This is a genomic window from Streptomyces sp. NPDC001848, assembly GCF_042891915.1.
Classification (GTDB): Bacteria; Actinomycetota; Actinomycetes; order Streptomycetales; family Streptomycetaceae; genus Streptomyces.
The window spans coordinates 81768-107550 of the sequence record NZ_JBIATP010000014.1 but is presented as its reverse complement, the minus strand read 5'-3'; the positions used below and the strand labels follow the sequence as shown (position 1 = coordinate 107550).

Annotated in this window: 20 protein-coding genes and 4 pseudogenes; 16 read left to right on the top strand and 8 right to left on the bottom strand. The window is 69.9% G+C overall.

Going from position 1 to position 25783, the window contains the following annotated elements:
* Positions 1–513: 513 nt before the first annotated feature.
* The 4 genes from ACFYZJ_RS27625 (at position 514) to ACFYZJ_RS27610 (ending at position 7731) form a co-directional block, all read left to right on the top strand.
* Positions 514–4473 (top strand): Pls/PosA family non-ribosomal peptide synthetase, encoded by a 3960-nt coding sequence (locus ACFYZJ_RS27625; protein WP_388572271.1) that lies wholly within the window; start codon positions 514–516, stop codon positions 4471–4473.
* Positions 4470–5900 carry a M1 family metallopeptidase gene (locus ACFYZJ_RS27620; protein WP_388572269.1) on the top strand — a complete coding sequence of 477 codons (1431 nt, stop codon included), beginning with the start codon at positions 4470–4472 and terminating at the stop codon, positions 5898–5900. Before ACFYZJ_RS27625 ends, ACFYZJ_RS27620 begins: the two co-directional genes overlap by 4 nt.
* Before the next feature lie 861 nt (positions 5901–6761).
* On the top strand, positions 6762–7481 hold the full coding sequence (locus tag ACFYZJ_RS27615) for a hypothetical protein (RefSeq protein WP_388572267.1): 720 nt from the start codon (positions 6762–6764) through the stop codon (positions 7479–7481).
* Positions 7426–7731, top strand: a complete 306-nt coding sequence (locus tag ACFYZJ_RS27610; protein ID WP_388572486.1) for a hypothetical protein — start codon at positions 7426–7428, stop codon at positions 7729–7731. The genes ACFYZJ_RS27615 and ACFYZJ_RS27610 overlap by 56 nt, the downstream gene beginning before the upstream one ends.
* A 73-nt stretch (positions 7732–7804) precedes the next feature.
* Here ACFYZJ_RS27610 and ACFYZJ_RS27605 read toward each other — a convergent pair.
* Positions 7805–7975: pseudogene (locus tag ACFYZJ_RS27605) on the bottom strand (ABC transporter permease); the annotation flags it as partial.
* On the opposite strand from ACFYZJ_RS27605, the pseudogene ACFYZJ_RS27600 reads away from it, so the two are divergent.
* The 6 genes and pseudogenes from ACFYZJ_RS27600 to ACFYZJ_RS27575 form a co-directional block, all read left to right on the top strand.
* Positions 7968–8090 (top strand): annotated as a pseudogene (locus ACFYZJ_RS27600) (aldo/keto reductase); the annotation flags it as partial. The pseudogenes ACFYZJ_RS27605 and ACFYZJ_RS27600 overlap by 8 nt on opposite strands.
* A 167-nt stretch (positions 8091–8257) precedes the next feature.
* On the top strand, positions 8258–9103 hold the full coding sequence (locus tag ACFYZJ_RS27595; RefSeq protein ID WP_388572265.1) for a nucleic acid/nucleotide deaminase domain-containing protein: 846 nt from the start codon (positions 8258–8260) through the stop codon (positions 9101–9103).
* Positions 9100–10908, top strand: coding sequence for a hypothetical protein (locus ACFYZJ_RS27590; protein ID WP_388572263.1), 1809 nt, complete (start codon positions 9100–9102; stop codon positions 10906–10908). Before ACFYZJ_RS27595 ends, ACFYZJ_RS27590 begins: the two co-directional genes overlap by 4 nt.
* A 192-nt stretch (positions 10909–11100) precedes the next feature.
* Positions 11101–11829, top strand: a complete 729-nt coding sequence (locus ACFYZJ_RS27585) for a WXG100 family type VII secretion target (protein ID WP_388572261.1) — start codon at positions 11101–11103, stop codon at positions 11827–11829.
* Positions 11826–12617 (top strand): nucleic acid/nucleotide deaminase domain-containing protein, encoded by a 792-nt coding sequence (locus tag ACFYZJ_RS27580; protein ID WP_388572259.1) that lies wholly within the window; start codon positions 11826–11828, stop codon positions 12615–12617. The genes ACFYZJ_RS27585 and ACFYZJ_RS27580 overlap by 4 nt, the downstream gene beginning before the upstream one ends.
* Positions 12618–12663: 46 nt before the next feature.
* Complete coding sequence (locus ACFYZJ_RS27575; protein WP_388572257.1) at positions 12664–13254, top strand: SUKH-4 family immunity protein; 591 nt, start codon at positions 12664–12666, stop codon at positions 13252–13254.
* 164 nt (positions 13255–13418) lie between these two features.
* On the opposite strand, the gene ACFYZJ_RS27570 is transcribed toward ACFYZJ_RS27575, so the two are convergent.
* The 3 genes and pseudogenes from ACFYZJ_RS27570 to ACFYZJ_RS27560 form a co-directional block, all read right to left on the bottom strand.
* Positions 13419–14333 (bottom strand): RNA repair domain-containing protein, encoded by a 915-nt coding sequence (locus ACFYZJ_RS27570; RefSeq protein WP_388572256.1) that lies wholly within the window; start codon positions 14331–14333, stop codon positions 13419–13421.
* A gap of 87 nt (positions 14334–14420) precedes the next feature.
* Complete coding sequence (locus tag ACFYZJ_RS27565) at positions 14421–14573, bottom strand: hypothetical protein (RefSeq protein ID WP_388572484.1); 153 nt, start codon at positions 14571–14573, stop codon at positions 14421–14423.
* A 9-nt stretch (positions 14574–14582) separates the two neighbouring features.
* Positions 14583–14809: pseudogene (locus tag ACFYZJ_RS27560) on the bottom strand (hypothetical protein); the annotation flags it as partial.
* Here ACFYZJ_RS27560 and ACFYZJ_RS27555 point away from each other — a divergent pair.
* Complete coding sequence (locus ACFYZJ_RS27555; protein WP_388572483.1) at positions 14787–15401, top strand: hypothetical protein; 615 nt, start codon at positions 14787–14789, stop codon at positions 15399–15401. The pseudogene ACFYZJ_RS27560 and the gene ACFYZJ_RS27555 overlap by 23 nt on opposite strands.
* Before the next feature lie 47 nt (positions 15402–15448).
* Here ACFYZJ_RS27555 and ACFYZJ_RS27550 read toward each other — a convergent pair whose 3' ends face one another.
* Positions 15449–16510: an alpha/beta hydrolase gene (locus ACFYZJ_RS27550; RefSeq protein WP_388572254.1), complete on the bottom strand. Its 1062-nt coding sequence runs from the start codon at positions 16508–16510 to the stop codon at positions 15449–15451.
* Positions 16511–16706: 196 nt separating this feature from the next.
* On the opposite strand from ACFYZJ_RS27550, the pseudogene ACFYZJ_RS27545 reads away from it, so the two are divergent.
* Positions 16707–16844: pseudogene (locus tag ACFYZJ_RS27545) on the top strand (S1 family peptidase); the annotation flags it as partial.
* A 223-nt stretch (positions 16845–17067) separates the two neighbouring features.
* The gene (locus ACFYZJ_RS27540; RefSeq protein WP_388572252.1) at positions 17068–17976 is read left to right on the top strand and encodes a TolB family protein; all 909 of its coding nucleotides are present in this window, start codon (positions 17068–17070) and stop codon (positions 17974–17976) included.
* Between the two features lie 48 nt (positions 17977–18024).
* Here ACFYZJ_RS27540 and ACFYZJ_RS27535 read toward each other — a convergent pair whose 3' ends face one another.
* Positions 18025–18540 (bottom strand): hypothetical protein, encoded by a 516-nt coding sequence (locus ACFYZJ_RS27535; RefSeq protein WP_388572250.1) that lies wholly within the window; start codon positions 18538–18540, stop codon positions 18025–18027.
* A 611-nt stretch (positions 18541–19151) separates the two neighbouring features.
* The gene (locus tag ACFYZJ_RS27530) at positions 19152–20558 is read right to left on the bottom strand and encodes an FtsW/RodA/SpoVE family cell cycle protein (RefSeq protein ID WP_388572248.1); all 1407 of its coding nucleotides are present in this window, start codon (positions 20556–20558) and stop codon (positions 19152–19154) included.
* A 164-nt stretch (positions 20559–20722) separates the two neighbouring features.
* Between ACFYZJ_RS27530 and ACFYZJ_RS27525 the strand changes: the two genes are divergently transcribed.
* Positions 20723–21565 (top strand): heavy metal transporter, encoded by an 843-nt coding sequence (locus ACFYZJ_RS27525; protein ID WP_388572247.1) that lies wholly within the window; start codon positions 20723–20725, stop codon positions 21563–21565.
* 163 nt (positions 21566–21728) lie between these two features.
* Positions 21729–22928 (top strand): rod shape-determining protein RodA, encoded by a 1200-nt coding sequence (rodA, locus tag ACFYZJ_RS27520; protein WP_388572245.1) that lies wholly within the window; start codon positions 21729–21731, stop codon positions 22926–22928.
* A gap of 160 nt (positions 22929–23088) precedes the next feature.
* On the opposite strand, the gene ACFYZJ_RS27515 is transcribed toward rodA, so the two are convergent.
* Positions 23089–23451 carry an ArsR/SmtB family transcription factor gene (locus ACFYZJ_RS27515; protein WP_388572243.1) on the bottom strand — a complete coding sequence of 121 codons (363 nt, stop codon included), beginning with the start codon at positions 23449–23451 and terminating at the stop codon, positions 23089–23091.
* A gap of 482 nt (positions 23452–23933) precedes the next feature.
* On the opposite strand from ACFYZJ_RS27515, the gene ACFYZJ_RS27510 reads away from it, so the two are divergent.
* The gene (locus ACFYZJ_RS27510) at positions 23934–25637 is read left to right on the top strand and encodes an LCP family protein (protein WP_388572241.1); all 1704 of its coding nucleotides are present in this window, start codon (positions 23934–23936) and stop codon (positions 25635–25637) included.
* Positions 25638–25783: the final 146 nt, after the last annotated feature.

Genomic DNA, 25783 nt, shown 5'->3' with positions numbered 1-25783 from the left:
ACGCGCAAGGGGTGCGCGATCAGTTGATCGCGCACCCCTTGCGTGCGCGATCAGTCGATCCACCAGGCCCAACGGCTTGCGGTCAAGGCCACAGGAGACGGCCACCGGGGAGGAAGGGGATGCCGTGCCCTCGCGTTCCGGGGCGGGTGGGATGCCGTGCTCCTTGCAGGATGTCCCAGAGTGCCTGCGATGAGGCGCGGGCGACGCCCGAGGCGTCTGTGCCTCATCGCGACCGGACTCGGTTACAGCCCGGCTCGTTTGCTTCCACAGCCCTGGCAGAGCTCACGCGGAAGAAAAATACACCAGACTCTTTTTGAATTCTTTCCGAGATCGGAGCGGGCGTATGGAAGGAGATCCAAAGCGCTCATCCCGGTCTATGGATGGTCAATTTCCCCCCATGGGCGAGTAGTAAATCAATTGCGTGGAGTTGGTGAACGTCGCGGTGACGAGGAGCATCTGACGGCCCGTAAGGGGATTTGACGCCCGTCTGTACCGAAAGCCTGAGGCACCACCTTGACATCGACCGCACTCGATGCCCCGCCACCGTCCCCCGAGTCCCCCGGGGGCCGGGCACTGTTCCGCTCTGCGGCAGCTGCGCCGCCCCGCACCCTTGTCGACGTCCTGCAGGCCACTGCCGCCCTGCACCCGGACGCACCCGCCCTGGACACCGGCGCCGAGGTGCTGTCCTACCTCGAACTGTGCGCCGAGGCCCAGCGGCGCGCCCGGCGGCTCACCGAACAGGGGATCGGCCCCGGCGACCGGGTCGGCATACGAGTGCCGTCGGGTAGCGCCGACCTGTATCTGTCGATCCTCGCCGTACTGCACTGCGGTGCGGCCTACGTCCCGGTCGACGCCGACGACCCCGAGGAGCGCGCCGCCACCGTGTTCCGCGAGGCCGGCGTGTGCCACGTCATGGGGCCGCACCCGCAGCCCGCCGACCTCGCGGCACCGTCCGGAGCGGCGGCGGGATCCGCGCCCGCTCCTGGGGACGACGCCTGGATCATCTTCACGTCCGGTTCGACCGGCGCGCCGAAAGGCGTTGCCGTCACCCACCGGTCCGCTGCGGCCTTCGTGGACGCCGAGGCGGCGCTTTTCCTGCCCGACCGTCCGCTCGGCCCCGGCGACCGTGTGCTGGCGGGACTGTCCGTCGCCTTCGACGCCTCCTGCGAGGAGATGTGGCTGGCATGGCGCTCCGGCGCCTGCCTGGTGCCGGCCGAACGGGCTCTGGTACGGGCCGGCCACGAGCTGGGCCCCTGGCTCGAGAAGCGTGACATCACCGTCGTCTCCACCGTCCCCACCCTGCTGGCCATGTGGCCCCAGGAGGCGCTGAGCCGGGTGCGGTTGCTGATCCTCGGCGGCGAAGCCTGCCCTCCCGGACTCGCCGAACGGTTCTCCCGCGCCGGGCGCGAGATGTGGAACACCTACGGGCCGACGGAGACCACCGTTGTGGCCTGCGCCGCCCGCCTGGAGCCCGGGCAGCCGGTGCGCATCGGACTGCCGCTGGCCGGCTGGGAGCTGGCGGTGGTGGACGAGTCCGGGGAACCGGTGGCGCACGGCGAGCAGGGTGAACTGGTCATCGCCGGCGCCGGAACCGCACGCTACCTCGACCCGGTCAAGGACGCTGAGCGCTTCCGGCCGTGCCCGGCGCTGGGCTCGCCGCGCGCCTACCACTCGGGTGACCTGGTGCGCGCCGACGCCGAGGGACTGGTCTTCCTCGGACGCATCGACGACCAGATCAAGATCGGCGGGCGCCGTGTCGAACTCGGTGAGATCGACGCGGCCCTCCTCGCTCTGCCCGGAGTGCGCGGCGCGGCGGCGGCCGTGCAGCCGACCGCGGCCGGTGCCCAGATACTCGTCGGCTACATCCTCCCGCAGCAGGCGGCCGACGGCCGCTCCGCCTTCGAGGCCGACAAGGCGAGGGCACGGCTGAGTGAGTGGCTGCCCGCACCGCTGGTACCGGTCCTGGCCGAGGTGACTGAGCTGCCCACGCGTGCGTCCGGCAAAGTCGACCGGAAGGCGCTGCCCTGGCCCGTGCCCCTGGCCGGCGCTGACCACGGGGGCGACACGGCGCACCGGCTGCACGGGACGGCCGCACGGCTGGCGGACGTCTGGGAGCAGCTGCTGGGCCTGCGGCCCGGCCCCGAAAGCGATTTCGTGGAGCTCGGCGGCAGCAGCCTGACCGCCGCCCGGATGGCCTCGACGCTGCGCGAGGACTATCCGGGACTCTCCGTCGCCGACCTCTACCGGCACCCCGTGCTCCAGGGCATGGCCGACCATCTCGACTCCCTGGCCGGCGCCGTGCGGGAGGTGCGGCCCGCCCGGCCGGTACCCCGGCGAACCGCTGTCGTCCAGTTCCTCGTCACCCTGGCCGGTTACGGGATCACCGGGCTGCGCGGCCTGGTCGGCCTGGCGGCGGCGGACAACGTGCTCGGGTGGATCGCTCCGCACCGCTGGGCCCCGCACACCTCCTGGTGGCTCGTCCTGGTGGGCTGGGTGCTGCTGTTCAGCGCACCGATGCGCTGCCTGATCGGCGCGCTCCTCGCCCGTACGCTGGCCGGCTCCATCACCCCGGGCGAGTACCCGCGCGGCGGAGGTGTCCATCTGCGGCTGTGGACCGCGGAACGGGCGGTTGCCGCGTTCGGCGTTCCCGCCCTGCTCGGCACCCCGTGGGCCGCTCTGTACGCCCGGATCCTCGGCTGCCGGACCGGACGCGAGGTACAGCTGCACACCATGCCCCCGGTGACAGGCTTGGCCGAGCTGGGCGACGGATGCAGTGTCGAGCCCGAGGCGGACATCGCGGGCTGGTGGCTCGACGGCGACACGCTGCACATCGGCCCCGTCACCGTCGGCGCGGGTGCGCGGGTGGGCCACCGCAGCACCCTGCTGCCCGGCGCCGTGGTGGGGCGCGGTGCGGAACTGACCGCCGGCGGCTGTCTGGACGACCGGATCCCCGACGGCCAGGTGTGGACCGGATCCCCCGCCCGGCCGGCCGAACCCGCCGAACGCTTCGCGGGCTCCGGCCGACCCGCCCGGCCGGCGGACCGCTCGCGCCGCTGGCACCTGGCCTACGCGCTGTCCCTCGGCCTGCTGCCCGTGCTGTCCCTGCTCGCGGCGGCCCCGGCGCTGATCGTCACCTGGCTGCTGGTGCGCGACACGCCGACACTCCCGGGCGCGGCCGGGCATCTACTCGCCGCCGCACCGCTGCTCGCGGTCCTGACCACGGTGTGCGGAATGCTGATCACCGCGGTCACCGTGCGTCTGCTGGGCCGGTCGATCAAGCCGGGTCTGCACCGCGCGGACGGCGGCGTGGCCTGGCGGGCGTGGCTGGTGACCCGCCTGCTCGACGGTGCGCGCGGCAGCCTGTTCCCGCTCTACGCGAGTCTGGCCACGCCGTACTGGCTGCGTCTGCTCGGCGCACGCGTCGGCCGCGGCACCGAGATCTCGACCGTACTGCCGCTGCCGTCCCTGCTGGAGGTGGACGACGGCGCCTTCCTGGCCGACGACACGCTCGTCGCACCGTTCGAACTGCGCGACGGATGGATGCGGCTGGGGCCCGTGCGCATCGGGGCGCGCGCGTTCGTCGGGAACTCGGGCATCGTCGCACCCGGCCGCAACGTCCCCGACCGGGCACTCGTCGGTGTGCTGTCCGACGCACCGGCCCACGGCAGCCCGGGCATGTCCTGGATCGGCCGGCCCGTGATGCCGTTGCCGCGCGTCCCCGGCAGCACCGACCCGGCCCGGACGTTCGCCCCACCCCGGCGGCTGGTGGCGGCCCGCGCGGCGGTGGAGATGTGCCGGCTGCTGCCCGTCATCCTGGGCACACTCCTCGCCGAGTGCCTGTTCCTCGCCGAGCAGGAGGCCCTGGACCGCGGCGGGCTTCGCCTGGCCGCGCTCGTCGGCGCCCCGTTGCTCCTCGCCGCGTCCGTCCTGGCCTGCCTGACCACGACCGGCGCCAAGTGGCTGCTCGTGGGCCGATTCCGGCCGGTCGAACGGCCCCTGTGGTCGTCGTTCGTGTGGCGCAACGAGCTGTTCGACACGTTCGTGGAGGTGCTGGCCGTGCCGTGGGGCGCGGCGGCGCACCTGGGCACGCCCGCCTTGAACTGGTGGCTGCGCACGCTGGGCGCGCGCATCGGCCGGGGGGTGTGGTGCGAGACGTACTGGCTGCCGGAGACCGATCTGGTCAGCCTCGGCGACGGGGTCAGCGTCAACCGCGGATGTGTGCTCCAGACACATCTCTTCCACGACCGGATCATGCGGATGGACACCGTGCACCTGGCCGCCGGAGCGTCCCTCGGCCCGCACAGCATCGCCCTGCCCGGCACCACGATCGGCACCGGCGCATCCGTCGCCGCAGCCTCCCTCGTGATGCGCGGTGAGACGGTGCCCGACGGCACACGCTGGGCCGGCAACCCCATCGCCGGTGCCTCCGCGACCGGCACCGCCGCGCGGTCCACCGGGGGTGAAGCGGCATGATGTGGTGCAGCCGACGCGCGTTGATCCGCGGCGCGGCGCTCACCCCCTTGGCCCTGACGGCCGCGGACCGCCTGTCACGGCGGGCCGAACGCTACTTCGCGAGCCATGGCACCTACGATCACCGCACCCGCGCCTACGACCTGCACCTGGCGTACGACCCGGCCGCCGGCCTGCTCGACGGCCGGGCGCACGTCCACGCGGTCGCCGAGCGGACGTTGCGGCAGGTCCACCTCGACCTCGACCTCGCGAAGCTGAGCGTCCACGACGCCCTGGTCGACGGGGTCTCCGTGCGCCCCGGCCGGAAGGGGAACAAGCTGGTCCTGCCCGCGCCGCGCCCGATCACGGCGGGCACGCCGTTCACCCTGGAGATCGCCTACGGCGGCCGGCCGGGCCCGATGCGCACGCCGTTCGGCCAGATCGGCTGGGACCGCACAGGCGACCCGCACGACGGCACCCTGGTGGCCGCTCAGCCGCTCGGCGCCCCGTCGTGGTTCCCGTGCAACGACCGACCGGACGACAAGGCCGAGTTCACCTTCCGGGTGACCGTGCCACGCGGCCACCAGGCGCTCGCCAACGGCACACTCCTGGAGCGGAGCAGTACGGGGTCCACCGAGTGCTGGACGTACCACCACCCGGGCCCCATGGCTCCCTATCTCGCCGCGCTGTACACGGGCCGCTTCACCCACGAGACCTGGCACGCCCGCGACACCACGACCGGCCGCCGGGTCACCGGCCGCAACGCCTACCCCGTCCACCTCTCCCGGCAGGCCCGGTACGACCTGGCTCGCCAGCCCGAGATGTTCGAGACGTTCACCGGATGGTTCGGACCGTATCCCTTCGAGACGTACGGCGCGGTCGTGGTGGACGCCGACCTCGACCAGCCCGTCGAGAACCAGACCGTTTCCGTCTTCGGCCGCAACCACGTCGACGGCGACCGGACGTGGGAGACGCTCGTCGCCCACGAACTCGTCCACCAGTGGTACGGCAACAGCGTGAGCCTGCGCGACTGGCGGGACATCTGGCTCAACGAGGGCTTCGCCACCTACGGGGAGTGGCTGTGGTCGGAGCACATCGGCGAGGACTCCGCCGACACCATCGCGAGGGCAGCCTGGCACTCGCTGGCGAAGAAGCACGACGGCCTGCGGATCGCCGACCCCGGACCGGGCCGCATCTTCGACGACCGCGTCTACACCCGCGGCGCGTGCACCCTGCACGCGCTGCGCCTGACACTGGGCGACGAGCGGTTCTTCGCGATGCTGCGCGCCTGGCACGACATCCATCGCGGTACCAGCATCGACACCGCAGCCTTCATCGCCCATGCCGGACGCTCCACGCCTGCGACAGTCGAGCCGCTGCTCAGTGCCTGGCTCTACGACAAGCACCTTCCGCCTCTGCCCCCACCATGCGCCGAGAGTACGCGGAGCTGACGTCGGCGGCCCGTTGCCGGGCGGGAAGAACAACCGCCCGGCCCGGCATGCCGCTCGGAGAGGCGCCGACGGCAGTGGTCGGCATGCTGGATCTGTGCTGGTCCCGTCCCGGGCCGGGCGACCGCTGTAGGCGGCAGCCCGGCGGAAGTCGGCGACGAGCGTCGTGGAACGGAAACGGAGCGCTGGGTCGACCAGGTGGGAAGCGCGTCAAACAGGCTTCCCGGAAGCCGAGTACGCCGTCACGGACGTCGTCGAAGGGCTGGGTCCGGCGATCGGCGTCCGGAGGAAGACGGGCGAGGTATCGGCCTCCGGTCGGTTCCCTCCTCGCGCGCCACACGGCGCACGCCGGTCATCGGCGCACCGCATCCGGCGGCAACTGCCGGAACGCGATGGGAGGGCAGTCGACGTCGCTCGCCGCTGGAGGGGATGCCAGGACGGTGAGCAGCGAGAACATCAGCGCGTGCACGAGCCCGGCATCCGGAGGGGCCGATGGGGGAGTGCGTTGCGTCGGACTCCGGTTGCGTGGACGTTGCTGCTGTTGGGGCGCAAACGGGCGCGCTCTGCCGCAGGTTGTCCCTTCAGCCACCACGCGGTCAGCAGCAGGGCCGTCACATACACGGCGGTACCGGCAGCCACCGCCTCGACGTCCTCGCAGCCCTCATCCCCGTCCATCTCCTGTGATGCGCTCTCGGCGTGTGCGCTCGGGTACTCCCGGACGATATGCCCGGCCTTCTCGGGAAGAGACCGTCGGTCGCTGCTCCCGGTTCCGATGGCGGCCAACATGAAAGGATTTCTCACCAGGTGATGCCGTATTACCCCGCATCGATCAGTGGTGCGGCACAGGGGGAAGGAGTTCGCGTGATGGAACGCTGGACGGAGGCGCCCGTGCGGACGCCGCGCGGCGGCGGTGCGGGTCGCGCCTCCGTCAGTCGGCGCCGGGTGTTGGCCGCGACGGCCGCGTCCGCGGTCCTTGCAGGCTGCGGCGGCAGGCACGCGCGCAAAGCCGCGTCCCACCCGGCCGACGCGCCCGTTTCCGGGGTGCCGGTCGCTGACAACACCACCATCATGATCATCCGGCACGGGGAGAAGCCCGGCCGACATGAATCCGGCATCGACGAGAACGGCCGTCCGGACGCCAAGTCCCTCACCCAACGCGGGTGGGACCGGGCCAGGGCACTGACGGTGCTGTTCGACCCGCCCCAGGGCCAGGCCCGGAAACCCGGCATCGCACGCCCGAGGACCATCTACGCCGCCGCGGACCGGGGCCCGCTCGCCGGCGCCCACCGGATGCGGGAGACCGTCACACCGCTCGCCCAGCACATGGGCATCACACCGGACATGACCTATGCCGAGACGCAGGAAGCCGCACTGGCCGAGGCCGCGCTCTCCGCTTTCCAACCGGTCCTGATCTGCTGGGAGCACTCGCGTATTCCGGCAATCGTCAACGCCCTTGGCGCATCGCGCAGCGGTGCGCCCGCGGCGTGGCCGAACCGCTTCGACCTGGTGTGGGTCTTCACCCACAGCCATGGCTCCTGGGCCTTCCGCCAGATCGGCCAGCACCTGCTCCCCGGCGACGCCTGAGGCCCCCGCGTGCGGGTTCGCCGCTGGTGGTTCCTTCTTCCGGGCGACGGTCGAGTCCGCGTTCTCCACCGTCAAGCTCCGCACCAAGTCACCCGGCGGTGCCGGCAGCTCTGCCGCCGCCGTCGCGATGGTGTTCAGGCTCGTCGAATCCGCCCAGGCCCGCCGGCGCGCGATCACCGGCGCCCACCTCGTGCCCTTGGTCCGGGTAGGCGCCCGCTTCGACTACGACGTCCTGGTCGAGCGCCGGTAGGACACCCCCGCCTGATCACACCTGACGCGATCCCTTCAGACCGCGAGGGCAAGCCTGCCCTGCACGTGGCCGGCAGGGGCGGCACGCCCGCCAACGTCATGACGCTGACGACGAGCTGAAGCGTCAGCACACCCGTCAGGGCACCGAAGACCGAACCCTTGCCGCCGTTGAGGCTGACCCCGTCGATGACGGTCGCGGCGAAGACCTGGAAGATCCAACCGCTGCCCTGTGTGGCGCTCCTGGACCAGGACGGCCTCACCCAACGGCTGCCGGAGGCCACCGCCCGCGGCCGGAGCGTGATCAGCGGTGGCGTCTTCAACTCCGGGCTGCTCACCGCCCCGCGACCCGGCGCCACGTACTTTGTGCGTGTAGGCGAACCAGGAGGTCCGTCGACCCCGCCGCGTTGAGCCACTCCCGACCCTCTGGTTCGATGAGGACCCCGAATGGGAGCAATACTGACGGTCACACCGACAAGCCCGCAGCGCGCAACACCGCAGCCCGGAACGGAGCCCAAGGAGCACCTCTGGTGATCGACGAACCCACATTCCGGACGTTCGGTCCGGCCGGCGACGACGAGTCCGGTGAGTCCCCGGTGCACCGCCTCGCCGGGATCTGCGTACCGCGCAAGGTCGGCCCCTATTTCACCACTCTCGACCGCGACCCGGTGGCGCTCGGCGCGTACGCCGCCGCAGCCGGGCGCCGTGTCGCCCACGAAGAGTGCGCTTCCTGGGCGCGGCTGGGCAGCGACGGCGGTTTCGAACTGTGCGCCGACCCGCGTGGCGCCGTATGGGCGGTGCTGTTGGACTACGACGAGGAGCGGCGGTTCGTCAGCTCCTCCCCCGAGGCCTTCGCCTCCTGTCTCGTGGAACTGGCTGACGCCTTGCGCGCCATCGTCACCACCGACCGACCAGCCGTGGCTGCCGCGGCGTTCGAGACCCTTCGGGAACGCCTGCAGGCCTGCGACCCGTCTGCTTTCGGCGACCGGGAGGACTGGTGGCCCCGCGTCCTGGACGACATCCGTGACACCGCGAGCGTGGAGAACTACGCGGCCTTCGAGTACGTCGACGCCGAGCACGGCAAGCGGATCGTCACGCAGGCCGGCGCGATCGCCGCCCATCCCGAAGAGCGGTTGTGGGCCAGGCTGCAGGCCGCCGGCGTCGGTCCGGAGCAGGTCCTGCGTATCCACACCGACCTGCAGCCCTGCTTCATGCCGGGCCACTATTGCTCCATGTGGCTGGCCGAGGTCTTCCCGCACGTGGAGATGACACACACCTTTCCCTACGGCGAGTCGGCTGACTCCCGCACGGAGGGCATCCGCCTGCTGCGCGAGAATGCCGGCACTGCGGGCGACGGCACGGCGGCGGAACAGTGAGCCTTGCCCCGGCGTCCGCAGGTCCGGACATCGCGCAATGGCCGCCCCTCGACGGGGTCGCCGCCACCCATGGACCAGCCCTGCTCGAGTGGGCGGCCTGCGCCCCGCCGGAGAAGTCCAAGCTCTGCCTGGTCCGCGGGGCACGGGGCAGCGGCAAAAGCCAGTTGCTGGCCTGGTTCCTCGCCGGCTCCGCGAGCCACCCGACGACCACGGTCCACGCGACGGTCCTGGCCGAGGGACTCTTCACGGACGCTGCCGCGTGGGAACTCGGGCGCCAACTCGGCTACGGTCCGCTCGCGCCCGAGCGGCTGCTGGAGCGGCTAGCCGTGGACCAAAGGCCACTGTTGGTGTTGGTGGTGGACCTGCACCGATCCGGCCGTGGACCGGCCGACCGCCCGGCGGCCGACCCGGCGACCTTGGTCCGGGATCTTCTTGCCCCTCTTCTGGATCTGCCGCAGACCCGCGCCGTCGTCGAGGTCGGCGACACCGGCTTACTCGACGGCCTGCCAGGCGTCGGACCGGTGACGACCATCGACGTCGGCGACAAGCTGTTCACGGACGCCGGTGAGGCTCCGACCACGGAAGACGACTTTCTGCTTCCCCGCACTCCCGAGGGGCGCGTGCGGTGGGACAGGGCCTCCGACACCGTCCGTGAACATGCCCTGGACCGGGCACTGACCGCACCCGATCCTGGGCCCGCCATTGCGGCGCTCGTCAGTGACCCCGGATTCCTGCTCCACGGGTCGACCGTTTCCATCGCCGCGTGTCTGGCCGATGAGCGGATCCCCGCCCCGCGCGGCCTTCGGCAGACATGGAGGCTGGCCGCGCCCCACCTCTCGGACGTCGAGTACCAGACCTCCGAGCGGGCGGCCATACTCCACACGGCCGCCCTGGGGCCCAGCCCCCTCCTCTCCCGCTACCTGCAGTCCCTCCTGGCAGACCACGCCTACGCGGGTGTCTGGGTCCGGCAGGACATGGCCGTGAGCGCCCTGACAGCCATTCCCGGCAAGCCGGGGAAGATCCTGGCCGCTGATCCTCTGGGGAGCCTCTTCGAGGTGGAGGCTGTCACCGGCAGGTACGGCGTTCCCATCCCGCAGACCGCAGCCGGAATGCCCCACCTCGATGGTGTGGCCGCGTGCGCCGAGCACGGCGCACTTCTCCTCAGTGACACTGGCGCTCTGCACCACACCGGTGGAGAGCCGGGAGGCGTCCTCGGCCGCATCGCAACCCACCACGGCCAGGCGGGTCTCGGACATCCGGATCTGCGGCCCAGTGCCCTCGGACACAGCCCGTGCGGCAGGTTCGTCGTGATCGGTGACGAGCAGGGAAGCGTTCACGTATGGGACCTGGAGGCTGCCGAGACTGCCCCCCTCTCACGTGTCCTGCATTCCGCTCCCATCACTGCCGTCACGTGCTTGGCCCTTCCCGGTGAAGGGCAAACGCTGGTGATGAGCACGGCCATGGACGGCACCGTCCGCCTCTGGAAAACCTCCGCGGACCCGATGCCCCGTCCCGTCGAGCAGCGGCCCTCCCTCGCCACTGCCATGACCACCCAGCAGACTTCCGCGGGCCCTCTCCTGGCCGTCGCCTGGAATGACGCCTCACTCCATCTGTGGCATCTCCCTTCCGGCAGGGTTCGTGTCCTTCCGCTTCTCCTCCCGTGTTCCTCCCTCGCCTGCACCGCTGCACCGGCGGCCCCGGGCCTTCCGGATCCTTCCGGTTCCCGGCTCTGCCTCACGGTCGGCGGCAGCGAAGGCTCCTACGCACTCAGCCTCAACCCCGCGCGGCTGTGGAGTGATGAGTGAGACCAGGCCCGGCCCCTGGGGTGCCGGACAGCATGGCGGCGTGTACGAGCCGCCCTTGGTTGAGATCTCAGCAGCGTCACACGGGTGGAGGAAGCGTTTCATTGTCGAACCTTTGCCCGATCGTGGCGTCGAGCGAACAGATCCGCGCCAACCTGGTTGAGCCGTAGTGGACTTGACGGGGGAGCGGGAACCTTGGCCCTTGAACTACCGGAGGAAGTCGTCTCGTTGCTCCAGTTCATCGGCGTCAACTGGCCGAACGTGAACGAGGACAAGGTTCGGGAGTTCGCTGAGCACATACGCGACTTCGCCAGGAAAGTGGACGAGACACACCAGGACTCCACGGCCACCATCAAGAAGATGGCTGACGTGTACCAGGGTGCCTCCTACGACGCGCTGCTCGCCAAGTGGGGGCAGATGTCGGGCAGTCACATGTCCGAGCTGCTGACCGCCTGCCACGCCGTGGCGACCGCGCTGGACATGGCTGCCGACGTCATCGTGGCCATGAAGGAGGCCGCCATCGCCGAACTGGTCGCCCTGGCGGCATCGTTCGTAGCCGATCAGGCAGCCGCCGTCGCCACGCTCGGACTCGCGGAGGCCGCCGAGGCGCTGATCGTGGAGGCGGCGGAAAAGGCCGTTGACTACCTCGAGCAACAGCTGGAGCAATACATCATCGGCGAGGTCATCGAAGCCGCGGTCAACCCGCTGATCGAGGTCGTCGGGCGGGCGGCGAGCGGTTTGATGTTCAAGGCCACCGAGTCCGCGCTCGGTGTGTCGGCCGATGCCGGGGGAGCCGGGACCGGCTTCTTCGTCCATCCGCAGGAACTCCAGGCCCGTGCGGAGCTGATGAAGACCCACGCCGGCACCGTCGCCTCGCACGCGGAGGAGTTCAGGGTTCGGGCCGCCGGGATCTCGTTCGAATGACCAACAAGATCACAGCGGCGCTGGAGGGCGGCGCGAAGAAACTGGGCAAGGCTCTCGGTGAGGACGCCGGCAAGACCATAGAAGCCCTCTATCACGATACACATGCCCGCCTCAAGAAAGTCTCGCACAACTATCTCAAGGCGGATTCCAAGCATGCGGCGGAAATCCAAAAGATCGCCAAGGGTGAGACGCCGATCTACCATATGGCCGACGATGGAAGTATCCGCCGACTGCACCCCGACGGCAGTCATTCCGATCTTACGGCGGAAGACAAGGGCCGCCTTGGGCTTGACGAAGCCAACATCGGACGCCCAAAGCAGGGCGAACAGAACGCCAAGCTCAAATCGGACAAGGAAGGCAAGGAAACCCCACGGCCGCAGGTGTCGTCGCAACAGGTGACGGCGGGGAGTACCGACCTCTCCGTGGCCACACAGCTCGCCCGCCACGCAGACCAGAGTTACGGCGGGCTGGACAGGAAGGGGGAATTCTCCAGCAACAACTACGCGGCGGCCAGAGTGACCGGCGCGAACGGCAAGAACGACTTCATATTGGTCGCGCGGAGCAACGGGTACCGGCACTCGGAACGCATGATCGGTATTCCGTTCCTCAGGCAGGGAGAAGAAAACCGAATAACCCACCTCTATACAGAACGAGCGCCATGCGTCAACGGAGTCAACTGCAGTGCCTGGATGGCCGAGAGATTACCGAACACCAAGGTCACACACAGTTTCGGTGCCGGGAACGACGAGATGAAATTCTATCTCCCCGAACTGCAGGCCAACAGATGATACCCTTGCATTCTCGAACGCCAGCCATAAATGACAGGAAAAGAGCATGAGCCGTCCCTCCGCCCTCACTCGTGAGATGCTGGAGACCGTGTTTGATCCGGCCGAATTGATTGTTGCGCCGGAAGAAAACCTGCCTGCTGTCGGTGACCCTGACGCCAGGGAAGTTCTGGGAACGCTGGGAATTCCGGTCTGGGACAATCCGTGGTTCGACATGGACGCCGAGCTGGCAGAGCGGTTCGAACGCGTCGAGGATTGGGATGGCGAACTCGCCGACCGCTACTCCGTCGTGCCGGAGGGAGCGGACAAGTGGATCGGCTTGGGCATGATCCCCTATGACGATCTCGCCTTCGATCCGGACACCGGCACGGTCTACTGCCTGCCCGACGACTCCGAGATCTACCTGTGGAACACTTCGCTCCGGTCCTTCGTGCACTTCCTGTACATCCTCCAACTGGAACGCCCACACTTCGACGCGCAATGGGAAAGCGAGATCGAGGTTCCTTACGACCCCGAGGCCGCACAGGCCCGCGTCCGCGAGGCGATGATGTCTGTGGACCCCGCCGCACTGGAGAACCCCGATTCTCGCTGGCACGGGATCCTCACCTACATCGTGGATCCCGAGCACCACTTCCTTTGAGCCCCACCTGTCGGTGACCCGGCGCTGGGTGAGGACGCTGCCGGCGTGCTCCACCGCGGCCGGCAGCTTGCCGGGTCGATGCCCGCATCGTTGTCCCAGGCCGGCATCCCGGGGGCGGCGCTCTCGGGATCCAAGCATCAACATCGACTGACCTGGCTATGGCCTCACCTGTCGGTGATCTCGGAGAGCCACGCTGTGTCCTCCGGGCCCGGCGCTTCGAGGCCGGGTGCGGGCAGCCAGCGCACCATGCCCGTGCGCAGAGCGACCGTGGCACGTGGCCGCATCGGCCCGTGACCCCTGCGGGAGAGCAGGACGAGTTCCCAGACTGTCGCCGTCATGGCGTCCAGCCGGGCGGCGACGTCGGCGGTGACTCGGAGCGGATCCCTCGTGCGGCCCAGGGACAGATGTGGGGTGAAGTTCTTGGCGGGCCCACGACAGCCGGGGAAGCGCTGCTGCAGTGCGCGGTGCAGGTCCGCCCACGGCGCCGTGCCGGCCGCCGTGGGGTCGAGCCACACGGTGAAGTACGCCCTGTGCCGGAAGGTGCGCACCCCGTCCAGTCGGGCGGTGAAGACGGGCGTCTCGGCCGTCGCTGCGGCGAGCAGCGGGGCGGCCCGCTCGAAGTCGGACTCGGGCACGAAGCCGAAGAGGACATTGACGTGCGGCGGCCAGCGGTGGATCTGCGGATCGTAATCCCGGCGGATGTCCTGGATCGGCAGCCACAGCTCCGCTGGCGGGATCCAGGCCACCGCGGTGCGTGGCGTCGGGGAGACGCCGAGGGCGCCGACGGGCTCGCTCCCGCCCGAGCTCGTGTCGAAGCCGGGGTCCGCTTGCCGGTCCCGAACCCGGCCGACGCCCGACGCGTCGATGCGGTCCACACCCGTGGCCCGGTCCCAGACCACCTCGCCGTCCGCCTCGATGAACACCACCCGGTGCCACGGGATCTCGCCCCCAGGTACGAAGGAGGACAGCGGGACGCGCTTGAAGGCACCCCCACGCTGGCTGACCCCCAGCACGAACCGGGCCGGGTCGAACCGCGGGTCCCAACGGACCCGGTGATAGATCTCGTCGCTGGTCCGCATCACGCCTCCTCTCCCACTGTCACACCTTCTCGTCCAGGGTGCCGCCCACCCTGCCCTCGACGGTGGTGCCGCTCGCACCGCGACGCTTCAGGTGCGGTACGTGATGGTGCGGAGCGCGTTGTGCGTTGTGTCCGAGGAGAAGTCGGTCGTCCTGCCTGGCGGCAGGGTCACGTCGGTCTCCCCTTCGGGACGGCGGGTGCGGATCGCGGTGACCGGGAGCCAGACCTCGGTTCGGGTCACCGTAGATGCCCCCCGTCCGCTGGTCCCGAAGTGGACGCGGCCGTAGATCCGGGGGTCTCCGGTCATGGTCTGGCCGGTCCAGGCGTACCGGTGGCGGTCGGTCGTCGTTGATGCGGGGCCGGGTCCGGCCCGCGTCGTCGGACCGGAAGATGCCGATCACGCCGCGGATCTTGGAGCTGGTGTACACGGCGGGGTACGTGGCGCCGGGTGTGCTTGCCGAATCCGACGACGTGCGCCGTCTACAACCTCGTATGCCTCGACTCGGCGGCGGTCGCCCTCACGGCAGCCGGTCTGGCGAAGCAGTACCGGACGTCCGTGGCCGCCGTCCTGCAAGCCGCATACGCGTGCGCACTCGCCGAGCACCTCGGCATCGGCAGATGCGTGTTCAACACCGCGATGGCCAACCGGCAGACCGCTTTCGCCCGCGAGGCGGTGGCCCATGTCGCCGGCAGGGCCCTCGTCCCGGTCGACACGTCCCTGGGCAGTGACCGGTTCCCAGCGCTGTGCCGGGCCGTCGACGCGGCACTCGCCGGATCCTCCTCCGTCAGCCTGCGAGAGCCCGACCGCTACGCCAGATCCCCGGACGGGGTCTCCGCCGAACTGGGACGCTCCGCAGACAACCCGTCCGTGGTCAACATCCGCCCCGTGGCGCCCCGCACGCTGATCCGGGCGAGCGCGGAGCGGGCACAGCAGGACTTCGAACGAGCCATGGTATCCAGCCGTTGCGGACGATTCCCCAAACAGATACCGCGGTCCTTCGAGAAGCGGCTCATCGGGGCCGCGATCGGCGGGCGCGCCGCACGGAGCGGCTCCTTCGCCGGCGCGTAGCCGGGGAAGCGGCGGCAGGCCGCCGCAACGCTGCGCACGGCCTTGGGTCAGTGCGGGGCGGAGAGCCACTGGCTGAGCCAGGCGAAGGCCGGAGGGAACTCCGTGGACCAGGTGTTGTAGTTGTGGCCGCCGTTCGGCAGGAACAGCGTGCGCACCGTGACCGGCGAGGACACCGCGGCCGCCTGGAACTGCGTGATGTAGGAGGGAGGGCTGAGACGGTCCTCGCGTGAGGTCGTGAGGAACAGGTTGACGTGGGACTTCACGTGCCGCACCAGGTAGGTCGGGCTGTTGACCCGACGCACGGTCGAATCCGGGAGGACGGACTTGTCGCCGGTCAGCGGGTCGGGGTCGAGAGCGGCGCCCGCGCCGAAGATCTTCGGGTACTGAAGGGGCAGCTTCGCGGCGCAGAAGCCGCCGGTCGAGAAGCCCATCAGGCCCCAGCCACTGGCGCCCTGCAGGGTACGGAACTTGTGGCTGATCAGGTCCGGAACGTCCACCGACATCCAGGTCGCGACCTTACGGTTGGGCAGGTCCGTGCAGTCGGTGTCCACACTGCCCGGGTTGACCACGGGCATCACCAGGATGAAGGGGTGCACCTTGTTCTGGTTCAGCAAGGTCGAGAAGGCGCCCGGCATGCCGCCGTGCTCCAGCCAGGACTGCGGGGAGCCGGGCACGCCGTGCAGCAGCATGATGACCGGGAACCGCTTGTTCTTGTAGGCCGGCTCGTCGTACTGCGGCGGCGTCCACACCAGCACCTGCCCGGACAGGGCGGACTTCTGGCCGTGGAAGTACGTGTCCAGGACACCGCCCTCGGTGCTGTGGTTGAATTTCGCGCGTTTCGCCGGCGGGCCCGGCATCGCGACCGCGTTGGTGTTGTCGGTGTTGCCCATCAGGTCGTCCCAGGACGCGTACAGCCCGTAGCTGTTGTTGATCCAGGTGGCCACGACGCTGATCGCGGTGAGCTGGCACAGACCGATCATCACGGCGTGCGCCAGCCAGCGCGCCGGCCTAGGCCCGCGGATCCTGGGCCACAGGGCGATCGTGCCGATCATCGCCACGACCGTCGCGACGATGAGGCCGACGAAGAACGGCGTTCCGGTGAGAGACACGCGACCACCTTTCCGGACCACTGGACGGGGATGAAAGGGGCAATACCGGTCGTGACGTCCAGAATGCCCACGCAGTGTGGCTACTTGGATAGAGGGGGTCCGACGATCACCGGTTCCGTCCGAGGGAGGAACCCGGGTTCGATTCACGCAGTCGTGCAGAAGCCGCTGGGGAGGACCGGCGGCGCAACTTCGCAGCGTCGACCTCTACGACGGCAGCACCCAGCAGATCCCCCACGCCGCTGACGCCTGCGTCGGCGAGCAGGTCCAGCGCAGCGGCAGCACCACCGGCGTCCACGGCGGACAAGTCACCGCACTCGACGCCACCGTCAACTACCAGGGCAGCCTCTGGGCACTCGGAGCTCACCACAGGTACCGCTGCTCACTGTGTTACGCCCCTGTGACGCTGAACGGACGATTCGAGCATCACGGCCTGTCAAGCTCGGCTTGTAACAGAGCGGCAGGCGGTCGCGTGGCCTTCAGCGACCAGGACGACGCCGGAGCGGCTCTGGCGCATGTGCACCGACCTGACCTGTCGACCTTCCTGGGGGAATTCCGTCATGACCACCCGTACCCGCACCATGGCCGCCGCCATCGCCGTGGCCGCGGCCGTCACCGGCTCGGCGCTGCTGGGCGCCTCGGGCGCCGCCTCGGCCGCCACCAGCGCCCGGCACGGCACCCTTACGGTCAGCAACGGCACCAAGTACGTGCTGATCGACGGCCACAAGGTGAACTTCGGGGTACCCGTCCGGGACCTGGCCTGGTCCCCGAACGGCGCCAAGGCCGTCTTCATCGACGGCTCCGGGAACCTTGACATCGCCAACCCCGACGGCAGCGGGCGCGTCGTCGTCGCCAAGAACCCCGGAAACCAGAACTGGTCCCACCCGACCTGGCAGGTGACCGCGAAGGACACCCGGTACAACATCCCCGCCAAGGACAACCTCATCTTCGCGGCGCGTGCGAACAGCGTGTCCAGGCTGAAGTACATCTCCGCCAAGGCCGTCCACGGCACGCCCAAGACGCTGTCCCTGTACGGCGACCCCGGTCCGGGCGGTGCGCTGCCGCAGACCGGGAACGTCTGGCCGAACGCCGCCGGTCACTACGGCACGTCGGTCTACGCCAACGACCACACCGGCGATGTCTACATCCGTGACGACTACCTGCGCCAGCAGGGCGGCAAGCTCACCCACGGCTCCGAGCCGGCCCTGTCCCCGAACGAGGAGGAGGTCGTCTTCGTGCGCTCGGTCGCAGGCCACGACCACGTGCTCGTGGAGGACCTCATGCACGGCAACCACATCAAGGACCTCACCCCGCACGCCACAACCGACTACACCGAGCCGGCCTGGTCCCCCGACGGCAAGACCCTCGCGGTGCGCACCCCGTCCGGCACGGTGACGCTGCCGGCCGACGGCACGGGCCGCCCGACCAAGGTCACCTCGACGGTCGGCCTGGCGGCGTACCGCCCCTGACCTCGGCACACGGGGCGGGCCGGGCGCGTCGGGACCGGCAAGTGCGGGTCACTTCGCGGTCCGGGCGAGCTCGGCCCGCAGTTCGTCCAGGTGTGCGTCGGCCGTGTCGTGCGGCAGGAACTCGACGACGTCGAGGAACCGGAAGAGCACGCGGCCCGCGGTGACGGCGTACTCGTACTCGCCGAACCCCACCACCGCGCCCATGGCGCCCCGGACGGCGCCCCGCACCACATGGGAGGTCATGTCGTCCGGCTCCGCCGCCGACATGCCGCGCCGGGCGTTGGGCCGGGCCAGATAGGGGCACACCATCGAGGCATACAGCATGCACGCGCGGTGCCCCGGTCCTTCCAGGGTCGGCGCCAGATTGCGGTAGGGCCGCCCGGCGTTCAGCGCCTCCCCGATCGCCGCGCTCTCCGCGGCCCCCACGACACGCCACACCGGCCCCTGGGGCATGCCCTGGTTGCACACCGAGCACAGACGCTTCCGCGCGCATGAGGCGCTGCGCTCGTAGTCGGTCAGCGCGAACTGGGGCTCCTCCCCTTCCCAGGGAGTGATCGCCGGCACGGGATACCCGCGAGCGTCACGGGGTCGGGCCGCGACCGCCGCCGGCATGGGAACACTCTCGAATCGCACAAGCCATGCCTACCAGGCCCAACTGCTCGCGGCCAAGGCCGCAGGAGCGCCGCCTCTGGCGCTGAGGCGGCGCTCACCGAGGTGGGCAGGAGCCGGTCGTCGACGACTGCGCCCATGTACCGGTGCATCTGACGACCGTTACCCGATGCCCGTGTGCACGGCTACCAGTGTGGTGGCCGGTGGGGTCGGCCTCGGGCTTGTGCGATGAGACGCCCCGGCCTGTGACGGTGACCCTGCTGCCCAGGGCGGGGGCGGAGGCGGGGGCGGGAAGGCGAACCGGCCCAGTGACCTCGACGCCGGATTCCTGCCGGGTGCCGATCATGATCACTGTGGTGGCGCTGGCTGCGACCACGCCGAGCGGAATTGCCCTGGCGAAGAAGCGGTGTTGTCGTCTCCCGGTTGCCGGCATGCTCATGGCCCTTCTGCGTCGCGCATGGGGAGCGCGTTACGTGTAGGACGGTTTGTCGTACGGGTCATCGCGGGCGGACCCGGACCCCTGGTTGCGGCTGGAGATGCCCGTCGGTGACGGTGACCGAGCCCGGTCACGGCCGCACGATCTGAGTCTCGGCGGCGCTGAGGTCTGTGCTGGGCTGGGGTGCGGGTCGCCGGGCGGTGTCGCTGACTTTGATGAGAAGGGCGACCAGCAACCAGTTGGCGACCATGGAGGATCCGCCCTGGGCGAGGAAGGGCAGGGCCTTGCCGGTGAGGGGGATGAGGCCGGTGACACCGCCGGTGACGACGAAGACCTGGAGGACGAGCGAGGTGGCCAGGCCGGCGGCGAGGAGCTTGCCGAACGGGTCGGTCACGGTGATCGCGGTGCGCAGGCCCCGCTCGGCGAGGATCGCGTAGAGGAGCAGGACGAGCGTGACACCGACCAGGCCGAGTTCCTCGCCGACGGTGGTGAGGATGAAGTCGCTGCGTCCGGCGAAGCCGATGAGCTCCGGATGGCCCTGTCCCAGGCCGGTGCCGAGGATGCCGCCGGAGCCGAAGCTGAACAGGGCCTGGGCGGCCTGGTCGGAGACGAGTCCGGCCGGGCGCCGGGCCGGTGGGAGGTAGATGTCCATCGGGTGCAGCCAGGCCACCACACGGCCGTGGACGTGCGGTTCGAAGGAGCCGACGACGAAGGCGCCGACGGCGAACATCGCGACGCCGAACACCACCCAGCTGGTGCGTTCGGTGGCGATGTACAACATGATCACGAAGATGCCGAAGAAGATCAGTGAGGTGCCCAGGTCCCGTTCGAAGATCAGGACGAGCAGGCTGAGGATCCACACGGCCGCGATCGGGCCGAGTTGTCGGCCGCGGGGCAGGTAGAGGCTCATGAGCCGACGTCCCGCCAGCGCCAGGGCGTCGCGGCGCATGGTGAGGTAGCCGGCGAAGAACACCACGATGACGATCTTCACGAACTCGCCGGGCTGGAAGGACAGCGGCCCGATGAAGATCCAGCGTTTGGCGCCGTAGACGTCACCGGGATAGAAGGCGGGTGCCATCAGCAGCACCAGGCCGACGGTGATGGCGAGGTAGGGGTAGCGCTGGAGCCTGCGGTGGTCCGCCAGGGCGATCACCAGCGCAGCGAAGCCCACCGCCGCGATGGCGCACCACATGAGCTGTCCCGACGTTGCTGCCGGGGAGCCGTAGCGGGCCTTGTAGGCGATGTCGAGATGGTGGATGAGGACGATGCCCAGCCCGCTCAGCAACGTGGCCACCGGCAGGATCAGCGGATCGGCGTGGCGGGCGGAGCGGCGTATCGCCACATGGCACAGCAGTGGCAGAACACCCAGGGCCGCGACCTGTCCCGGCAGGGCGGCCGTCAACGTGCCGCCGGTGGCGAGTGTCGTTTCGGTGTAGGCGTACCCGCAGATCAGCACGGCGCCCAGCAGCAAGGCCAGTTCCACATCACGGCTGGTGAACCGGCCGTGGAGCACAACTGGCTCGCGTCGACCGCGCATGCGGCTCCCCCTTGGGGTGAAAGTGAGTAGACCCGCCCGAGATGGATCTCTGCCCGGGCTCCGACCGGAAAGGATATAGAGTTGCGCAACAACGCAACTGTAAGTCGAAGGGGGCGGTGGGACTGAGCGGGCCGGCAAGGAGGCGACGGCGCCGGGTGTGGCCGGTGGCCGTAGGGCTCGGGATGGTTCTGGCGCTGATCGGCTATCTCGCGGTGCGCTACGTCCATTCGACACTGGTGGAGCAGTGCACCGCGCACGGCACGGAAGGTACAACGGTCACGCTCGACCTTGACCAGGCCGCCAACGCCGCGACCATTGCGGCCGTGGCCACCGCTCGCGGACTGCCGCAACGCGCCGTCACCGTGGCCCTGGCCACCGCGATGCAGGAATCCAAGCTCCGGGACATCGACTACGGTGACCGGGACTCGCTCGGGCTCTTCCAGCAGCGGCCCTCCCAGGGCTGGGGCACCCCCGCCCAGGTACTCGACCCCGTCCACGCGTCGGCGAAGTTCTACGACGCGCTCGTCAAGGTGCCCGACTATCTGAGCCTGCCCGTGACCGTCGCCGCGCAGAAGGTCCAGCACAGCGGTTACCCCGAGGCGTACGCCCAGCACGAGCAGGACGCCACCGCTCTGGCCGCCGCCCTGGCCGGGCACGAGGGGGCCGCTCTCAGCTGCCAGGTACGGAGCGTCGGCACACCCGGCTCCGCCCGGACCGGCGGCACGGCCGTCACGGCAGAGGTCCGGCGCGAGTTCGGCACCGACCTCGTCACCGACCCGCCCCCCGCAGCCACCACCGAGATCACCTATCAGGCGACCGACACCACGACGGGCTGGGCCCTGGCCCTGTGGCTGGTCTGCCACGCCACCAAACTGCACATCGCTTCGGTGGACTTCGAGGATCGTGAATGGAACAGCTCCTCCTCGGACAAGAGCTGGACCAGCCGAACCGCTTCCTCTGCGCCCACCGGCGAAGTCATAGCCAGGCTCGCTCCTGCCAAAGCATGACGAGCCACCACACGGGCGCCGCGAACCGCTCGGCGACGCGATCCGACCAAGCGCGACAACGGCCGCCGAGCTGCACGAGATCGCCCGCCCAGGCGACGATCAGGACGTCGCCCGCGGAGACCGACCGCGCCATCCACAGGCGAGGAAGCCGGAGGCCCCTGACATGACCGGTGCGAACACCTTCTCCGTCTCCGGCTACGGTCCCCAGCGCGCCCGCTGGACACGGATGTTCGCCCGTGGCTCGCTGCTCCGCCGGCTGGACTGGCCGATACTGCTGGCCGCCCTGGCGCTGTCGCTCATCGGCTCGCTCCTGGTGTACTCCGCGACCCGCAACCGGACCCAAATCAATCACGGGGACCCGCAGTACTTCCTGGTCCGGCACCTGATGAACCTCGGCATCGGGCTCGTCCTGATGATCGGCACGATCTGGCTGGGCCACCGTGCTCTGCGCAACGCGGTGCCTGTCCTCTACGGCATCTCCGTCCTCGGGGTGCTGCTGGTGCTCACCCCGCTGGGCGCCACCATCAACGGCAACCGGAACTGGATCGTGCTGGGCGGTGGATTCTCCCTGCAGCCGTCCGAGTTCGTGAAGGTCGCGATCATCCTCGGCATGGCAATGCTGCTGTCCGCCCGGGTCGACGCGGGCGACAGGAAGTACCCCGACAGCCGCACGGTGATTCAGGCCCTGGGCCTGGCCGCCGTGCCGATCATGGTCGTCATGATGATGCCCGACCTCGGCTCGACGATGGTCATGGCAGTCACCATCCTGGGCGTACTGCTCGCCTCCGGCGCCTCCAACCGGTGGATCTTCGGCCTGCTCGCCGTCGGCCTCGTCGGTGCCGCCGCGGTGTGGCAGCTGCACCTGCTGGACCAGTACCAGATCAACCGCTTCGCGGCCTTCGCCGACCCGAACCTGGACCCCTCCGGCGTCGGCTACAACACCAACCAGGCCCGCATCGCCATCGGCTCCGGCGGGCTGACCGGCGCCGGCCTGTTCCACGGCGCCCAGACCACCGGCCAGTTCGTGCCGGAACAGCAGACCGACTTCGTCTTCACCGTCGCCGGCGAGGAGTTGGGCTTCGTCGGCGGAAGCCTGATCATCTTCCTGCTCGGTCTGGTCCTGTGGCGAGCCTGCCGCATCGCCCGCGAAACGCCCGAACTGTACGGCACGATCGTCGCCGCCGGAATCGTCGCCTGGTTCTCCTTCCAGTCCTTCGAGAACATCGGCATGGCCCTCGGAATCATGCCGGTGGCGGGCATTCCGCTGCCCTTCGTCTCCTACGGCGGCTCGTCGATGTTCGCGGTGTGGGTGGCGATCGGGCTGCTGCAGTCGATCCGGGTACAGCGGCCCCTGTCGGCGTGAGCCCGCGGCGAGCCGTTCACCCCCGGCGGTGCAGTCACCTGCAGGGCGGTCGCCGCGCCCGGCTCCACAGTGGCCGCCCGCAAGGTGCCGGCCTCCCGTAGCCCCGGCCCGGCCCCGGGGGACCGCGCCCCGACGCCGTCTGGCCGAGGCGGGGGAGATCCTAGGCACGGGCCCCAAGCATTCGGCCCGCCGGCGCGAGCGGTTCCTCGGCGCGCTGGGTCAGTTGGCCGACCATGAGGCGGACGACGGTGGCGATGTCGGGGTCGCCGATGTAGTAGATCTGCCGCCGTCCCTCACGGCGGGCGCGGACGAGACCGGCGAGCTTCAGCTTCGACAAGTGCTGACTGACCGAGGGCAGTGCCCCGCCCACCCGGTCGGCGAGATGACTCACGTCGCACTCGCCCTGGGAGAGGGCCCACATGATGTGCAGCCGGGACGTCGAGGCCAGCAGCCCGAACGCGGCGGCGGCCTCCTCCAGGACGTCCGCGGGCGGATCACCGAAGTCCCCGACGGTCTTCGCCACAGTCCTCTCCCGTCCGCCGCACTCACCGTCAACGCATACGCGCCCACCCAGTGTAGGTATCATCCGCCGTGTGTCGTTCGGTCCCAGGTAAACGGTGGCCCTCGAGAACCCCGGCCAGGCAAGGCCGGATGCCGGGGGAACCGCCGATCCGCAGAGCCGAGCCGGCCGACGGTGAGGCGGCGGAGCCGAACCTCACACTCCCGAACACGGCCCGGGCAGACGCCGTTACGCCCCACCACACGGCGATGGCCCGGCACCGAGCCGAAGGGCCGACAACTATGATGACTGCGCGTAACCGCGCACCCTCGCATGAGATTTCTCGCCTGCGAATCAGGGCAGGCCGCGTGATGAACCGGCCATGAGTTTGCTAGGTTGCGCAACTACGCAATCAAAGTACGCCCCACTTCGCCCGACGGACCGGCCGCAGACCCTGGCCGCACTCCCGAGGGCCTGCTGGGCCCGACCGTTCGTGGGAGTGGGAAATGAGCGACCTGCGGGACGGCCGCACCGGCCGGGGCAGCGCGCGCAACCGCACCGCCGGGGTACCCCGCCAACGTACTGACGGACCAACCGATCCGCGCCCCGCGGGCGGCCGGGCTGCCTCCCGCACCGGCTACCAGAGCCACCCGCGTCGCCGCGGCCGGCCGCGGCGACGCGACAAGAGGGGACTGCGGATCGCCGGTATATGCCTGACCGTGCTGGTCCTGGTCGTCAGCGGCGGCGGATGGTGGCTCTACGAGCATCTGAACGGCAACATCCACAGTGTCGCGCTCGACGGCAGCGGGGGCAGCGAGAAGGCGGACGCCTTCGGCCGCACCCCGATCAACATCCTGGTGATCGGATCAGACGGACGCACCAGCAAGGCCGACTGCAACCTGGGCGGCGGCTGCTCGCAGACCGGCGTGCAGTCCGGCAACGGGAACGCGGACGTCGAGATGGTCGTGCACATCGCCGCCGACCGATCCAACGCCACCGTCATGAGCATTCCCCGCGACACCATGACCAACATCCCCGCCTGCACCGACCCCACGTCGAAGCAGAGCACGGCCGGCTACTACGGACAGGTCAACAGCGCCCTGTCGTACGGCCCCGCCTGCCAGGTCGCCACCATTCACCAGATGACCGGCATCCCCATCGACCACTTCGTCAAGCTCGACTTCTCCGGCGTGGTCAGCATGTCCGACGCCGTCGGCGGTGTCTCCGTGTGCGTCAGCGACAACGTCTACGACACCTACTCGCACCTGAAACTGTCCAAGGGCACGCACACCCTCAAGGGTGTCGCGGCCCTGGAGTTCGTCCGCTCCCGGCACGGCTTCGGTGACGGCAGCGACCTGGGCCGCACCTACGCCCAGCACCTGTTCCTCAGCTCGATGCTCCGCAAGTTCAAGAGCGCGGGCACCCTGGCCGACCCCACGGCCGTCTACGGCCTCGCCGACGCCGCCACCAAGGCACTCACCGTCGATGACGGGCTGGGCAGCATCAGCAAGCTGATCGGTCTGGCCGCGGACGTGAACAAGGTGCCGCCGAAGGCGATCACCTTCACCACCATGCAGACCGCTCCCGACCCCTACAACAAGGAACGGCTGGTCGTCGGGCCGGGTGCCAGGTCCCTGTTCGCCACCATCGTCAACGACCAGTCCCTGACCGGGTCCGGCGGCAAGAAGTCCCCCGCGCCGTCTGCCACCGCCACGGCGCAGGCTGTCGACCCCTCCCAGGTCGCCGTGAAGGTCGAGAACGGCACCACCGTCAGCGGCCGCGCGTCCGTCATCGCCACCGCCCTGACCGGCAAGGGCTTCAGCTCGGGCACGACCACCGCCAACGCCCCCGCCCCCACAGCGACCACCACCCTCACCTACGGCACCGGTCAGAAACCGCAGGCCCAGGCAGTGGCCCGCGCCCTCGGCCTGCCCTCCTCGCGCCTCAAGCAGGGCAGCGTCAGCGGCCTGACCCTCGTGATCGGCAGTGACTGGCCCAGCGGCACGGATTATCCGGCCGGCGGCGACAGCTCCTCCGCGGCGCCCGCCGACACTCACGCCGCGGTCTCCCACGCCCACGCCCAGACCGCCGACGAGTCCAAGACCTGCGCCCAGGTCAGCCCCTACAAGACGGTCCAGCTCAACGGCATCAACATGACCCCGGCGCAGGCGTACGCAGCCGCCCGCAACCAACCGGACTCCGACGCCTGAGGGTTGTGCCCGACACGATCACTGCGGCGGACGTGCCTCGTGTCCCCGCACCCCGGGTGCCGCCCGCATCCTGCTGCCCACTCGTCGAGGTCCAGGTGGCGGCGGCCCGGTGGAAGGCGGCCGCTGCCCGGGCTTCGAGGAACGCG